Source organism: Candidatus Pantoea communis (genome assembly GCF_011752685.1).
Lineage (GTDB): Bacteria > Pseudomonadota > Gammaproteobacteria > Enterobacterales > Enterobacteriaceae > Pantoea > Pantoea communis.
The window spans coordinates 47731-62429 of record NZ_VWXC01000003.1 but is presented as its reverse complement, the minus strand read 5'-3'; the positions used below and the strand labels follow the sequence as shown (position 1 = coordinate 62429).

General features: G+C 52.7%; 11 protein-coding genes. All 11 read right to left on the bottom strand.

What is annotated here, in order from left to right:
• Positions 1-8: 8 nt before the first annotated feature.
• Positions 9-1199 (bottom strand): KPHS_23130 family T6SS system protein, encoded by a 1191-nt coding sequence (locus F3J37_RS06225; protein WP_166932442.1) that lies wholly within the window; start codon positions 1197-1199, stop codon positions 9-11.
• Positions 1199-1459, bottom strand: coding sequence for a PAAR domain-containing protein (locus tag F3J37_RS06220; protein WP_166932440.1), 261 nt, complete (start codon positions 1457-1459; stop codon positions 1199-1201). The genes F3J37_RS06225 and F3J37_RS06220 overlap by 1 nt, the downstream gene beginning before the upstream one ends.
• A 12-nt stretch (positions 1460-1471) precedes the next feature.
• A complete protein-coding gene (locus F3J37_RS06215; protein WP_166932439.1) occupies positions 1472-2008 on the bottom strand; it encodes a hypothetical protein in 537 nt (178 codons plus the stop codon).
• 248 nt (positions 2009-2256) lie between these two features.
• Complete coding sequence (locus F3J37_RS06210) at positions 2257-3219, bottom strand: formylglycine-generating enzyme family protein (protein WP_166932437.1); 963 nt, start codon at positions 3217-3219, stop codon at positions 2257-2259.
• A gap of 162 nt (positions 3220-3381) precedes the next feature.
• A complete protein-coding gene (locus F3J37_RS06205; protein WP_166932436.1) occupies positions 3382-4344 on the bottom strand; it encodes a formylglycine-generating enzyme family protein in 963 nt (320 codons plus the stop codon).
• A gap of 165 nt (positions 4345-4509) precedes the next feature.
• Positions 4510-5472, bottom strand: a complete 963-nt coding sequence (locus tag F3J37_RS06200) for a formylglycine-generating enzyme family protein (RefSeq protein ID WP_166932435.1) — start codon at positions 5470-5472, stop codon at positions 4510-4512.
• On the bottom strand, positions 5469-7832 hold the full coding sequence (locus F3J37_RS06195; protein WP_166932433.1) for a hypothetical protein: 2364 nt from the start codon (positions 7830-7832) through the stop codon (positions 5469-5471). Before F3J37_RS06195 ends, F3J37_RS06200 begins: the two co-directional genes overlap by 4 nt.
• A 14-nt stretch (positions 7833-7846) precedes the next feature.
• The gene (locus tag F3J37_RS06190) at positions 7847-10372 is read right to left on the bottom strand and encodes a type VI secretion system Vgr family protein (protein ID WP_166932432.1); all 2526 of its coding nucleotides are present in this window, start codon (positions 10370-10372) and stop codon (positions 7847-7849) included.
• 412 nt (positions 10373-10784) lie between these two features.
• Complete coding sequence (locus F3J37_RS06185) at positions 10785-11426, bottom strand: Ssp6 family T6SS pore-forming effector (RefSeq protein WP_166932430.1); 642 nt, start codon at positions 11424-11426, stop codon at positions 10785-10787.
• Between the two features lie 5 nt (positions 11427-11431).
• Positions 11432-14053: a type VI secretion system ATPase TssH gene (tssH, locus tag F3J37_RS06180; RefSeq protein WP_166932429.1), complete on the bottom strand. Its 2622-nt coding sequence runs from the start codon at positions 14051-14053 to the stop codon at positions 11432-11434.
• A gap of 153 nt (positions 14054-14206) precedes the next feature.
• Entirely contained in the window at positions 14207-14698 is a 492-nt protein-coding gene (hcp, locus tag F3J37_RS06175; RefSeq protein ID WP_058960474.1) for a type VI secretion system effector Hcp, read from the bottom strand.
• Position 14699: the final 1 nt, after the last annotated feature.

Sequence of the window (14699 nt, the reverse complement as noted above, 5' to 3'; positions counted from 1 at the left end):
GCGTTCCTTCAGCTTTCTGATTTACGCACAATTAATTGATGGGCATTATTATCTTCAACCATTACCCACTGAGGGTTTCCTGACAATGCAGCATGTCCACTGGCGCAGATTAAAGCGATATTTCCTGTCGCCGCCCCCGGCACGCCAAACAGATCGTCAATGTCGTAACTCTCTTTATTTCCCGGAACATATCCCAGACGTTCAGCCTGCTGAATTACACGCTGTAGCGACATTTGACTCACACCTGACCGCCAGTGTGTGTGTGGTTCATCATGGGAAAGTTTCCCCCATCGCAGCACATCCTCCAGTGAACTCATCAGCTCTGTTGCCACAACCGGGCGATGGATCAGAACCTCGGATTTAACGTTATGCCGGGACAACCATTCTGGTGTTGCCAGTATGAGTGCCGATACTGACTCAGACTGGCGATCCCGCAGCGAGTGAAAAAGATTGATTTCAACCGACAGCATGACGGTTGATTCATCCTGATCAAGCAAGGGATCCAGCCACATGAGCCCAGTGTCCTCTGTGCTAATCTCAGGTAGGGAAAAAGTATGAGTGGGTGAAATTATGCTCTGCCAGATCCGCCCCACCTGCGAATTAGTCAGCACACCATCGTGTTGAATACGTACAGAAATCTTGTCATCAGAGAGAGCTGACAACTCCGCTTTCAGCATGTGAAGAACATCATTGAGATAACCAGCCAGCCTTTTTTCAAAGGTCAGTATCGGGACATCCGGCATCCAGTCTGACAGACGTGCGGTCGTTACCGCACGCTTTAGTGCTGGACTGTATTGCGAGCACAGCATGCTGCCATGAGTAAGCAATACGGAGCTGAGTTTGTTGCAACCGTAGGGCGTAATAAAAGACTGGCCCAACACACCAGCAGCTCGCTGTCCCTGCTCGACATACCTGTCATGCTGTTGCTGATGAAGCTTGTTCCAGTAGCAGGCCTTATCCCTTTCATTTTCATAAGCCTTTAGCCGGAAACCGTAACACGCAAATCCAGAAGAGAGAGGCATTGCCAGGGTGCAAAACCAGAACCAGACAGAGTTTGTAGGCATATCCCTGGGCCACAGCCAGAGAGAGAGCATCACACCACTTAACGTGATGAGTGCAATGACCAGGATCCATCGCAATGATGAAGGCGCCTCCGGCAGTTGCCGCTTTGGCGGGATTTTTTCCAGTTCAATGGGCATTACTGACGCCTTCCGGCAATGGGTAATGAGGAGATTAATGTGCAGCCACAACCACAGCGGTGCCCCTGAAGTGCAACAGGTTTACCGTTAATTTTTGCCACTTCATCGCCTTCTGCAATGGTCGTCCCGCCATGGGCCGAGCACACCACCTTATCCCCAGCACAGGAAACCTCCTTACCCTGAAATCTTACCCCGGAACTGCCCTGCAGGACGGTGCCACCACTGGACAGGGTATCCCCGATACGAATCACTCCTTTCACTCATTTCTCTCCTTAAAACAGGTAAACCACCAAACCACAGATCACCATTACCGCAATCAGAATGGTGAAAATGTGATATCCCACCTTATCTGTTGCACTGAGTTTCAGGTGCCATCCTGAATTCTGCACAATCTTAAAAATTGGGTTTTTAATATCTCGCGTTCTGAATTTGTAAGCATATTGCTGACCGAATGAACCGTCCTCTTTAATCCCCCATGAAGCTCCCTGACAGAATTCCTTACGACTTCCCAGACACACTTCTTTTTTCTTAATAAAACGTTTTAATTGCGCGTCCCAGTTAATGCCTGTCGATTTTTCTGTGTAACGCACTGTTTTGTTATCCACATCAAAAATCAATCTCAGTTCAAACTGTTTTTTCAACCCCTCCATACCAAAAATCTCAATTGCTTTGGCATCGGCTATTTTCCACGAGGCGATTAGTTCATCCCCTTCAGAAACCACATTAAATGGAACATCAATCTCGTAATTTAGAGACAACAATTCTTTTTTTAACATTAAAAGCGAATCATGCATTTCAGCATCACTCATTATTTCCACCTTCCGTTATAAGAACGTCATACCAGTGGGTCAACAGCACCAATTGATAATGAAAGGGAATCCATTATCCTAAGAAATTAAAGCAGGCCGGCCCAAGGTTGTGCTCTGTTGGCACTCTGCGGTGTCACATGACAGAGCGAGGCGTACCAGGGATTATCTTCGCTGTACAGGGGTCATACCGGGACGTAACAGGTTCAGTCCGGCATCATTTCGGTTTATTAATTTTTAAACCACAGAGGCTAATTCAGCGGTTCCGGCTCATTCACTACGCAACGGGCCGTATGGCCCGCAGGATATCCCGGCTCCGGGATGTCATAACTGCGGCTGAACGTGAGGCCGGACGGACGGCCTGGTGCAGGCCGGATAGCTCCGCGCAGCACCTTCCAGTATTGCCCTGTCTCTTCATCTTTAATCACGCCGGACTCCGGTCCATGAGGGTCTTTGACCGGAGATTTTTTGTACCAGTCCGGATCATACCAGTCCATGACCCACTCTCTGCCGTTCTCTGCCATCCCATAAAGCCCCGCCGGTGAAGGTGGGTACTTATCTACTGGCAGGCGGATAAGCGGTGAGTCGATTCTATACGGCTGGGAGGCTATCTCACGATCTTCATCCGTCGCAAAGTTCTCACCACGTTCCGTTTTCCGGTTATAACGCAGCGTACCGTCATCAGTGGCAATAATGACATACTGCCCTTTATTTCTGGCTGAATATTCCCACTGTGCTTCCGTCGGGAGCGAGAAATTTAAACCCGTGACCTTCTTTAACCACCGGCAGTACATATCCGCCTCGCGCCAGTCAATTATTGCAGGGCTGTTATCTAATATCGTCATCCTTGAAAGCATCTTATCACTCACTTCATTATTATAATTTTGCGGGGGGCTGCCAGATAACCTCAGATACGATGCGTACTCTTCATGACTGATTTTATATTTTGAAATCGAATAGGCAGACAGCTCTACCATGTGAGCCGGCTTATTGCTCTTATCACCCGTGCAATACGCCCCGCCATTTCGCATCTCCGAACAAAAGTCCCCCATCAGAAACGTCCCCGCCGGCATATAGACCATGTCCGCTCTGACGCGGCTGAGGAATATATCCAGCTCTTTATTCTGCTCTGCCGTAAGGGGCGGCGTGACCACCTTTTTTTCGTCACACCCTGAAAGGAGTAACAGGAGGAAAACAGCTAAGTTCCTTTTCATTTTCGGGTCGGCTCAAGGTTATGTTGTGTAATGGCACTCTGCGGTATCACATGACAGAGCGAGGCGTACCAGGGATTATCTTCGCTGTACAAGGGGGATGCTGGGACGCACAAGGTTCAGTCCAGCCTCATTCCGGCTTATTGATTTTTAAAATCACAGATGCTACTTCAAAGGTTCTGGCTCATTCACTACGCAACGGGCCGTATTGCCAGCTGGATATCCCGGTTCCGGAATGTCATAACTGCGGCTGAACGTGAGGCCGGACGGCCATCCGGGCGATGGCCGTCCGGCGCCGCGCAACACCTTCCAGTATTGCCCTGTCTCTTCATCTTTAATCACGCCGGACTCCGGTCCATGAGGGTCTTTAACCGGAGATTTTGCGTACCAGTCCGGATCATACCAGTCCATGACCCACTCTCTGCCGTTATCCGCCATGCCATACAGGCCTGCCGGAGACGGGGGAAATTTATCGACAGGTAAACTGAGAATCCCCGGGTCGATTCCAAAAGGCCGGGCTGCGAGTTCCCGATCTTCATAAGTACCAAAATTCTCCCCTAGCTCTGTTTCTCTGTTGACACGCAGGGAACCGTCATCCGTTGCGATACTGACGTACTTCCCCCGGCTTCTCGCGGCATACTCCCACTGTGCTTCTGTCGGGAGCGAGAAATTTAGCCCTGTCTGGTTCTTAAGCCACTGGCAGTACTTATCTGCATTGTGCCAGTTGATAATCGCCGGGCTGTTTTTTAACACCGTCATTTTAGCGAGTCTTTCATTCCTGTACTCTTTATTAAAGCTCTGCGCTGGCAACCCAGAAACTTCCAGGTAAAAATTATAGTCCTGATGCGTAATTTTGAATCTGGATATTGAGAAGGTTGATAGCTCAACTTCATGAGCTGGCTTATTGTTTTTATCTATAGTACAGAACGCCCCGCCGCTGCGCATTTCTGAACAAAAATCCCCCATCAGAAAGGTACCTGCCGGCATATAGACCATATCCGCTCTGACGCGGCTGATGAATATATCCAGCTCTTTATTCTGCTCTGCCGTGAGGGGCGAAGTGACCACCTTCTTATCATCACACCCTGAAAGGAGTATCAGGAGGAGAACAGCTAAGTTCTTTTTCATTTTCGGGCCGGCTCAAGGTTATATTTTGTGATGGCACTCTGTGGCGTCACATGACAGAGCGAGACGTTCCAGGGTTTGTCTTCGCAATAAAAGAGGGCGTGTAGTTGGACTGCATCGGTTTTAGTCCGGCATCATTTCGGTTTATTGATTGTTAAACCACAGAGGCTAATTCAGCGGCGCCGACTCATTCACCACACAACGGGCAGTAATGCCGGCAGGGTAATCCGGTTCGGGAATTTTGTAACTGCGGCTGAACGTGAGACCGGACGGCCTTCCCGGTGATGGCCGGATTGCTCCGCGCAGCACCTTCAAATGTTGCCCGGTATCCTTACCTTTGATCACACCAGACTCGGGGCCCTGAGGGTCTTTAACCGGAGACTTTTTGTACCAGTCCGGATCATACCAGTCTATTACCCACTCCTTACCGTTTTCAGCCATACCATTGATGCCAGCCGGTGAAGGCGGGTATTTATCAACTGCAAATCTGACATAAAGAAAGTCGATCCCCAACTGACTAGCTATCTTATCTATATCTTCCTCTGTAGCAAAATTTTCACCGGCATTAGTCTTCCTGTCATAGCGCAGAGAGCCATCATCTGTGGCTATACTGATATACTGCCCTTTATTTCTGGCAGAATATTCCCACTGTGCTTCAGTCGGGAGTGAATAATTTAAACCAGTTTTCTCCCTGAGCCAGGAGCAGTAATTATCCGCCTCATACCAGTTAATAATCGCCGGTCCTTCTTTCATAGCCGTCATTGCAGACAGAGATTTATTTCTCCATGGCTTTTCAAAGTTCTGAGGAGGAAGCCCGCTTGTTTTTAGATAAAAACTATATTCTTCATGTGTAATTTTGTTCTTTGAAATTGAAAAGGCTGACAGTTCAACTTTGTGAGCTGGCTTATTATTCTTATCAATCGTGCAATAAGCCCCGCCATTACGCATCTCTGAGCAAAAGTCTCCCATCAGAAATGTCCCTGCCGGCATGTAGACCATGTCAGCTCTGACGCGACTGAGAAATACGTCCAGCTCTGTCTTCTGTTCTGCCGTCAGGGCCGGAGTGGCCACCTTTTTTTCGTCACACCCTGAAAGGACTATCAGGAGGAATACAGCTAAGTTCCGTTTCATTTTTGGACCGGCTCAAGGTTATGTGTTGTGATAGCACTCTGCGGCGTCAAATGACAGAGCGAGGCGTACCAGGGATTATCTTCGCAGTACAGGGCGTACTGCTTCGTACAGTTGGGCGCAAACGGGTAGCCGAAAGCCGGTTTTTCCTTTAAACGCCGATACACTTCGCGGAAGTCCTGCAGTTCCAGCTTCTGAATCAGGTCATTCAGCCGCTGGTCCTGGTTGATCCCAGTCTGCAGAAACGTGCGTATCAACTCTTCCTGACGTTTAATCAGGCGGGCCTGTGCCAGCGCTGAAGATGAAGCACCCGGGATTTTCTCCCCGCCATCCGTCATTCTTACCAGCACCTCGGCCCACTCGCGCCTTGTCTGGATGCTGCTTAAAATCGTCAGCACCGCTTTTTTACGCTCATGTCCCGTATCCGGAACAGGGAAAAGCCCATTTTCTGTGTTATCTACAAGAGAGGCTAAGGTATGATTACCTGGGTCAATACGGTCATATGCACCACTCTGAATCAGAAGGTGAAGTGCAATACCTTTTCCTTCCGGGGTGAAATGATAGACTTGTGAAGGGCGTTGATTAATAAAACTCGCAAACTTATTCCGTTTTGATGATGAGTCTACTTTTTTCGACATTTCATTAATGAAATCAGTGAAATCTCTCATCAGTTTGTCAACATCAGCTTCCATCGCTAAGAAATAGTTAGCGTAAATATATTCCCCACCCATTAAAATAATATAGGTCAGCGCCTTAAAAGCATCCTTAGCAAACACCTTAAAATAACGGTAATCCATACCGTACAGCTGGTAAACCGCCCAAACCGCAAACTCGGTAAACTGATGTGGTGTAACTTCTCCCTGCGCTGAGCCTTTAGCTCCGACTCCAAGGCAAACCCCGCCGGATATCCGGAATTTAAACTTCCCGTCTTCGAACCAGATCTCGTACTCCCCGGACCCGCCCAGCCCAGCCTGTAGCTCGCCCCCCGCAATAAATGCGGCAAAATCGGTGAACTTCCCCACCCTTTGGGCAGACGCCGCGGATTTAGGGCTGATACTCAGCACTTTGTCCAGCACCTTCGTGTCCGGTATCGACGCCTCCATGCCAAACGTGCGCAACATATCCGGCAGGTGGTCCACCAGAGACTCAAACGGCTTCAGCCACTGCAGCGCGCCGCCAAAGGTCCCGCCGGCGGATACACCCGCGAACAACTCTGCCTTGACCGACGTTGCGGCAGATGTCTCCTTTTCCGTATCAACCATGACCCCTTTCTGACGCTGTGCAAAGCGGGAGTATGGCGCGCGGACACCCATCAGCTTCTGCTGTCCGTCACTCACCACAAATTGCAGATTCCCTTCTATCTTCGCTGAGGCGCCTGCAAATCCCGTCAGTCCCGCATCAATCCTTGACCGCAGCACGCCCAGGTTCGCCTCTTTATTTTCATCGTTGATGATAAATTTCAACTGCCACCCGCCACGATCCGGCTGATAAAAGGTGGCTTTGACGTGCGCCTCTGCAAGCGTCAGCGTTGCTTCAGCCTCGCCGCTGATGCTTCCCGCATTTTCATTCCGGTTCCAGTCAAGCTGCGCACCCGCGTTAGAGGAAAAACGGAGAAACTGTGCGCCTGCGGAGACATCGATAACGCGCCCCTCTGCAGCATAGTCATCCTGCCCGTTCCAGGCCTCTGCCCACTCAGTCAGGCTGGCCTCATACGTTCCGTTCGCACCGAAGGCGGTGTTTCCTGAGGACATTTGCGTGAGCGACTCTCTGACCTTCTGAAAACGTTCCCGTATCGCTTTCGTGCTGATAGCAATGATGTTCCCGCCCTTATCACGCTGGTAAAAATCCTCTACACCTAGGTTGTTCAGGCTGATGACCGTCATCCTGCCCGAGAAAGCCTCGTAGTCCGTTTTCTTTATGTAACAATAGAACCGCCCGTAGATGCCCTTCTTCAGAGGCTCAAGAGGAATAAGTTCAACGAGGCCGGCATAACCCGCCTGCTCATCAAACTCCCCCACCTCCTTCTGCAGCGCCTCTGTCGCTTTTTCAGTCTCTATTTCCGTCGACACGACCGCATCGAAATAAGCCGGTAGCGCTTCCTGGCTGGCTATGTCATTACGCTTTTTATAATAAGCCTCAATCGCCGCTGAATGACGGACCCGTGCCTTTTCAAGCCTGTCCATCAACTCACTTAGCTTGCTGGTTAAATCATCAAACTCACCTGAATCAGATTCATCCAGGAAAATGACTTCCGTGGTTTCCGGTCGGAAATAGCACTGGCAGGAGGTGTGATGCGCATTAACAGTGTTACCGTCTTTTTTGCTCAGTGCATTTTCTGCCGCGGGAGGGTGTTTCGCGCTCATTGATTAAAGCCCCTTTATTCGTAATGCAGTGATATCGCGGCCTCGTTCAGGCCATAGTGCGCTTGCGTATATCCCTGCTCGTCCGTCACGCCACGCAGGATTTGTCCGTCTGCGCTTTCAATTCGGTAAGGTATATAGGCTTTAGGCTGTTGTGTGGCCTGATCCAGAACACGGAATCGACCATTCATTGTGTTCGTAAACTGCGGGTCGCTTACGGCAACAGCTGAAAGTGCAGTCTCCAGTGAGGCATTACCACCCCACGCAATATCTCCACTTTTAAGAGATATCCTCGAAGGGGCACCTATTTCTACGGATCCGTCTTTAATTTTTATATAGGCGCCACCTTTGCTGGTCAGGGTAATTCCCCGGCTGGCATTGAGGATTATTTCTCCGCTGATACTGTTAACCGCCAAATTTTTGTTTGCCTGAAGGCGCATGGCATCGGTTTGTGCCTGAATGTCGACATCGCCTTTTGCTGCATATACTTTTAGCCCCATCCGGTGCGCAAAAAGACTGATGGCTTCTCCTGCCGCAACTGTGAAACGTTTCACAATACTCATATCGACATTTTTGCCTGCTGTTGCCGTCAGGCTTTGGCCTGAAGAGAGTTGAATATTGCTCGCCGTTGCTGCGGCTATGCCTGCGGGTGCAGAAAGCAGAATTCCAGCATCTTTTAACTGATTAAGCGCTTCCGCTAATTTTTGTTGGGAATGAGCATCAGACTCAAGCGCACCGGATGTTTGAGTACTTTGTGCAAGCGCAGTGACCATTTGAAGCGCGCTCTGCAGTTCTGCAATTGCAGTATTCATATCCAGCATGTTGCCCTGGGATTTTGGCTGTCTATCTGCGGAGATAAACACCCCTGATCCACCCCGAATCGCAATATGCTTGTCGGTCCGGAGTTCAGCCCCTTCACCTCGCAACTCCCGGGATGCACTCACGTTATGCCCCAGATTCAGCTGCGTCTTGCCCCCATACTCCGTGCTGAGCTTGATATGCTCCTCACCACGCTTATCCTCCATACGCAGTTTATTCAGCCCTGCCGTACGGATAACATTGCGGGTGCTGTTTTTCTCGGTGACGTGATCAACATGACGAGAATCATGCAGCGCATGAGCAATATACGGCTGGTCCGGGTCACCCTCACGAAACGCTATTGCCACCTCCGTCCCCTGTATCAGCGGGAAGTGGAAGCCGTACATATCTCCGCCGTAAGGTTTCGCGAGGCGAACGGGCATGCTTTCCAGGCCTCGCTCTCTACCCTCCTCGTCCGCATCAAACACCACACGGTATAACCCGGATGCATCCTGCCAGGCATAGATGTCGTTGTCTTTCGCACTCGTTACACGAGCCGTCATGGTGCCGCTGACTTTAGGACGAGCAAGCAGTGCGGGGCGCCAGCAAAGCGTCTCACTGTAAGGCACGGCATTCAGCGTGGCCTGAAAGGCAGAACGTCGGCTCGCACTGACATTGATTTGGGTGATTAAAACGGGGCTCTGCAACTGTGCAGGCAGCGTGGGTATGCCTGTTTCGGTAACAGATAAAACATGTCCGGGGCTGATAAAAGCATCGTTGCAAATACCGAATATCAGCGTTTGCCGGGCAAGAAAACGTTCATGATCGAGACGGGCATAAAAGTTTGCGGTCTCGGTCTCCGGAGCAAACTTATCGCCGCTGTAAGGATGCCGGGGACGATAGTGATAAACCTCCCCGTAAGAGATATTCTCACCATCACCCCGAGTCATATCGGCCTTCACCGACCGCAGCACGCGCTGTGCCTCGCGATGGTTGTAATCCTTTGCTGTCACACCCGCTTCAACTACGTTATGGGTCAGATTAAGGTGCCAGACGGATTCCTGTGCGTTGTCTTCCAGACCCGAGGGGCTGTTCAGCGGCAGCGATTTCTGATCGGAATAAGCGCTCTGCGCGTCACCAAACCGTACGACCTCAGTCTGCGTATCGGGCTGAAGTGTGAAGTAGTAGAAGATGCCGATCTCAGACAGCAGACGCTGAATAAACTTCAGGTCACTCTCCTGATACTGGTTAATCTGCTCTCTTTTGGGGTAGTCATGCTTCAGGCTGAATTCATATTCCCACCCCTGAAAACCATGCTCATCCAGTATCTGACTGACGACTTCCGGAACGGATTTATTCACAAAGAAACGGTGTGAGCGGAATTGTTTATCCAGAAGCGAGAAGCGAGGTTCAATAATAACAAGATAGCTGACCTGGTCTGCGGAGCCCGTCAGACGGCGGAAATCTGTGATATAGCCGTGAACAATCTTCTGTGATTTGAGTTCCAGCAGTGAGCCGGTTCCCATGGTCAGCGTTACCGCTTTGCGCAGCATCTGCTCCGGCGTGATATCTTTATCCGGGCTGGTGAACATTACGCTGTAAAGGTAATTCTCACTCAGCGCTTCCATTCCCGTCAGGTTTTCCACGTCAAGCGGAGACGGGCAGGATGGAATTAAAAGAGAATATCGATTAAGCGTGGAGGAAACTGCCGATGCTGCACGTTGTAGTAAATCAGTCGGGATCATTGTCATTCGCTCCGTGATGACGTATTGCTATATCCCTCACTGAGTGCAGAGGGAATAATGCCGGAATATTAAAAATATTATCTACTGATCAGGAGGATACTCAAATTCACTAATAACACCGTTGAACAGGTAGCGTTGGCCAACAATACCTTAGTTAAATTGTCGCCATAGCCTCAGCTCCAATTTCACTTGTGCCAGTTCGTTGTATCATCAAATATTCGCTTTATAGCAAAGCTGTAAAGCATATAGCCAACTATGATTTCACACAGGGATAGCACGCCCCACCCGACTCGCCACGGGTCCTCGGAAATGAAAAAAAACCAGACTGCAAAGCCGGAGCCGGAAATAAAAAGCCCCGTTCCCAGTCCCTGTATAATTCTTGAGAGCATCGATAACATCGTTTGTCTGGCTTTCATAATCCCTCAAAGAAATATCTGCATATTTTCTTAAATTCTTCCGGGTTAGAGTCAGCGATATCGCATGCCTTCTCATAGGGGCCAACAACATCCTCGATAATAAAATAGAGTAAATCCAGGTTGCCCCTGCTTTTAAGCTTATACCAGCGCTCAAAATTTCTTTGTCTTAACGCGAGTGAGGTATAAATCGCCCTGGACTGTTCGGCCCCGATTGCCAGGACTCCGGATATCGCAAAGCCAGACATAATGGATCCGAGCATGCTGCTCAGCAGCACCCGCCCCAGATTGACACCTGTCAGTGATGTAAAAGTCACCCCACCGGTGATCGTAGCGGATACGTTCCCCATGACTTTCAGAACATCATATCTGTCGACTCTGTGAGCGAACTCATCTGTAAATACCTCAATCGCACGAGGCAGAACGTCCTGTCCAGAAATGCCGTTTTTGATTAACTCAGCAAACCGAATTTTGTCGTCAAACCGGCTGCTGCGGCTGTCAGTATCAATAAAGTCATACCCCAGATAAGCCAGTGAAACGGGCAACCGAATAAATCCCTTTGTAAACGCTGTCAGCATTCCAGCGTTATCAGCGTTGATAACAGCCAGCATCTTTCGGGCAATTTCCTTTGCGCTGTCCATCCGTTTTATCCCCCGAATTCAATCAGCACACCGTCTTCTTCATTCCAGTCAAGACTGAGCGACTCCGGGAGGTGAGCTGTAGCCTGATACTGCAAAAGCTGCTGACTAAGCACCGGTAGAATCTGCTGGTTGAGCAGGTTATCGACGTTGCGTGCGCCAGTGTCTGGCAGCAGGCATGCGGCGGTCAGAGCATCGTACAGCGCGTCCGAAATCTCCGTGCGCAGGCCGTAGTGGCGCTGTAGCCGCTGGCTGACCTGCCCGAGCTTCATTTCGACGATGGTGCGCATCGCCTCAGCAGCCAGTGGGCGGTAAATCACCGTCTGGAAGCGCGCCAGCAGCGCGGGCTGGAAATGGTCGCGGATAACCGGGCGCAGCAGTTCCTGCAGGTCAGCTTCACTGGCGTCCGGCTGTTCGTCCAGTTTCTGCATCAACGCGTCGCTGCCGAGGTTAGAGGTCATCAGGATAACGGTGTTGCGGAAGTCAATATCCCGCCCCTCGCCGTCGCGCATAAAGCCCCGATCGAACACCTGGTAGAACAGGTTAATCACGTCGCGGTGCGCCTTCTCCACCTCGTCAAGCAGTACCACGCTGTACGGGCGTTTACGCACCGCTTCGGTCAGCACACCGCCCTGCCCGTAGCCGACGTAGCCCGGCGGCGAGCCTTTCAGCTGGCTTACGGTGTGCGCCTCCTGATACTCGGAGAGGTTGATGGTAATCAGCGATTTCTCGCCGCCGTACAGGGTATCAGCCAGCGCCAGCGCGGTTTCAGTTTTACCCGTACCGCTGGTGCCGACTAGCAGGAACACGCCCTGCGGCCCGTTCTCGGCGGTCAGGCCGGTTTTCGACGCGCGCAGGCGCTGTGCAATGGCGTTCAACGCCACCGGCTGGCCGACCACGCGCGCTTCCAGTGCCTTTTCCAGCTTCAGCAGCTCCGTCTGCTCGTCCTTCGTTAAGGAAGAGAGCGGTACGCCGGTCCAGTCGGCAATCACCCCCGCCACCGTGCGTGCGTCCACGTCCAGCGCCATCAGCGGCTCCTCCTGCTGCAGCGCATGAAGAGCGGACTGAAGTTCAAAGCGGCGCACCTGCTGAGAAGCATCCTGCCGGCAGAGAAGCAGCGTCTCCGTCAGCTCACGCTCGGCCACCCAGCTCAGCTCCAGCTGTTCGAGACGTTCATCCGCGTTGGCCAGTTCTTTCAGAATGTCATGCATGCGCGCCTCCTGAACGGTGCCCCCCAGCGCTTGATCATCCAGGATAGCGCGCTTCTCAATATTCAGGGCATCCGTGCGGGCACGCAGTTGCGTGATAGCTTCCGGCACCGTGTCCTGGCTCATGCGAACGCGCGCGCTCGCGGTGTCGAGCAGGTCCACCGCCTTGTCCGGCAGCTGGCGTCCGGTCAGGTAGCGACGGGACAGCGTGACGGCGGCGCGCACGGCTTCGTCGGTGATGTGCACACCGTGGTGCTGCGCGTAGCGAGACTTCAGGCCACGCAGCATCAGGCAGGCGGTCTCGTCGTCCGGCTCATCGACTTTCACCATCTGGAAGCGGCGCTCCAGTGCAGCGTCCTTCTCGAAGTACTGCTTGTACTCGCTCCAGGTCGTGGCGGCGATGGTGCGCAGTTCGCCGCGCGCCAGTGCGGGCTTCAGCAGGTTAGCTGCATCCGCGCCGCCTGCCTGATTGCCCGCGCCGATGATGGTGTGGGCCTCGTCGATGAACAGCAGCACCGGCTGCTCAGCCTGCTGCACCTCAGTAATGATGTTCTTCAGGCGCTGCTCAAACTCACCCTTCACGCCCGCGCCCGCCTGCAACATGCCAAGATCCAGGGTGCGCACGCTGACCGTGCTCAGGCTGGCTGGCACGTTGCCTTCCGCAATGCGCAGCGCCAGCCCCTCGACCAGCGCAGTTTTGCCCACGCCTGGTTCGCCCACCAGAATCGGGTTGTTCTTGCGGCGACGCGAGAGGATGTCCACCATCTGGCGGATTTCATTATCGCGCCCATACACCGGGTCAATCTTCCCGCCCCGCGCGTCGGCGGTAACGTCGCGGGTGAAGCGGGACAGCGCCTCAGCGGTGGTAGCAGGCGCAGCGCCCGCCAGCGCAGGTGGCTCGCCCTCCTCTGCGTTCAGGCTCCCCAGAGGTTCGTTCGGCTGCAGCGCGTCGGGTCGTTCGTCCGACTGCGCGTCCAGCAGCGGGCGCAGCGCCGTCATCTGGCGCGGGCTCAGCGTGAGGATTGGCCAGAGTGCGTCACAGCGAGTCAGCGAGTGGTTGCCAATGATGGCGGTCAGCAGGTGTACGCTTCGGATGCGCTCCTCACCGTCCACCGAGGCCGCCAGCCAGGCCTCCTTCAGCAGGTGGTGCAGGCGAGCCGAAAGATCCGGGCGGCTGCGCACCAGGCGAGGCTGACCGTCGAGAAAGTCCAGCAGCCCCTGCCAGACGCCGTCCATGTCCCACTCATAGCGCCTGGCCATCACCGTGATGTCGCCCTCACCCTGCTCCAGCAGCTTCAGCAGCCAGTGCTCGGGGAATATTTCCGCGTGCGCGCGGGTCTGGCACAGTGAGGCGGCGGCCTCCAGCGCGCGGGCGCAGAAGGGGTTAAGACGGCGCAGCAGCGCTGCAGACTGGTGATCCATTGGTATTCTCTCCGTTGCTGGCACGCTACCGCCCCTGGCCGTAAACCGAGGCCCATAAGGTCTGTAGTATCTGCACATCAGTGTGTTTTTCAGGCGTGCACCCGCGCGCAGGCGCACGCCTGAAAAAGCGGACGGCGAACCGTCCGCACGGGCTTACGCGGTGGCGCGTTCGTTCCAGGAATCGGAATGAATGATGTTGCCGTCCTTGTAGGTCCAGGTGATTTTTTCGTAGCGCAGCTCAATCATCTCCAGATGGTTGTGCTTCTCTTTGGAAGGATCTTTGATGTCGTGCATGACAGGATTCACCTTCACCACCTTCACGTTCTCAAGCCTGGTGTTGAAGTACTCGACTTCCTGTCCTGCGTCGCTGATGCGATACCATTTGAACTCCGCCGACTTCAGGGTCTGACCGGTAGTTACGGCCTTGTAGAGGTACGGACTCGACGAGTCGATTTCCTTGGTGAACAGGAACGGCGTGTGAATGCGGGTGCCGGTCAGCTTGCCGGTGTTGTTGTCGGTCGGGATGTACAGGTTATGCTCCTGTGCCACCACCTCAATGCTGCCCTCGCGGTCCTGCACGTCTACTGAACCCTTGATGTCCGCGCCGCCGTCGTCCTTCAGCCACAGATAAACTGGAATTGCCATG

Coding starts and splice junctions, on each gene's coding strand:
- F3J37_RS06225 (WP_166932442.1), bottom strand. CDS start 1,199: ATGCCCATTGAACTGGAAAAAATCCCGCCAAAGCGGCAACTGCCGGAG.
- F3J37_RS06200 (WP_166932435.1), bottom strand. CDS start 5,472: ATGAAACGGAACTTAGCTGTATTCCTCCTGATAGTCCTTTCAGGGTGT.
- F3J37_RS06185 (WP_166932430.1), bottom strand. CDS start 11,426: ATGGACAGCGCAAAGGAAATTGCCCGAAAGATGCTGGCTGTTATCAAC.
- F3J37_RS06190 (WP_166932432.1), bottom strand. CDS start 10,372: ATGATCCCGACTGATTTACTACAACGTGCAGCATCGGCAGTTTCCTCC.
- tssH (WP_166932429.1), bottom strand. CDS start 14,053: ATGGATCACCAGTCTGCAGCGCTGCTGCGCCGTCTTAACCCCTTCTGC.
- hcp (WP_058960474.1), bottom strand. CDS start 14,698: ATGGCAATTCCAGTTTATCTGTGGCTGAAGGACGACGGCGGCGCGGAC.
- F3J37_RS06205 (WP_166932436.1), bottom strand. CDS start 4,344: ATGAAAAAGAACTTAGCTGTTCTCCTCCTGATACTCCTTTCAGGGTGT.
- F3J37_RS06215 (WP_166932439.1), bottom strand. CDS start 2,008: ATGAGTGATGCTGAAATGCATGATTCGCTTTTAATGTTAAAAAAAGAA.
- F3J37_RS06210 (WP_166932437.1), bottom strand. CDS start 3,219: ATGAAAAGGAACTTAGCTGTTTTCCTCCTGTTACTCCTTTCAGGGTGT.
- F3J37_RS06195 (WP_166932433.1), bottom strand. CDS start 7,832: ATGAGCGCGAAACACCCTCCCGCGGCAGAAAATGCACTGAGCAAAAAA.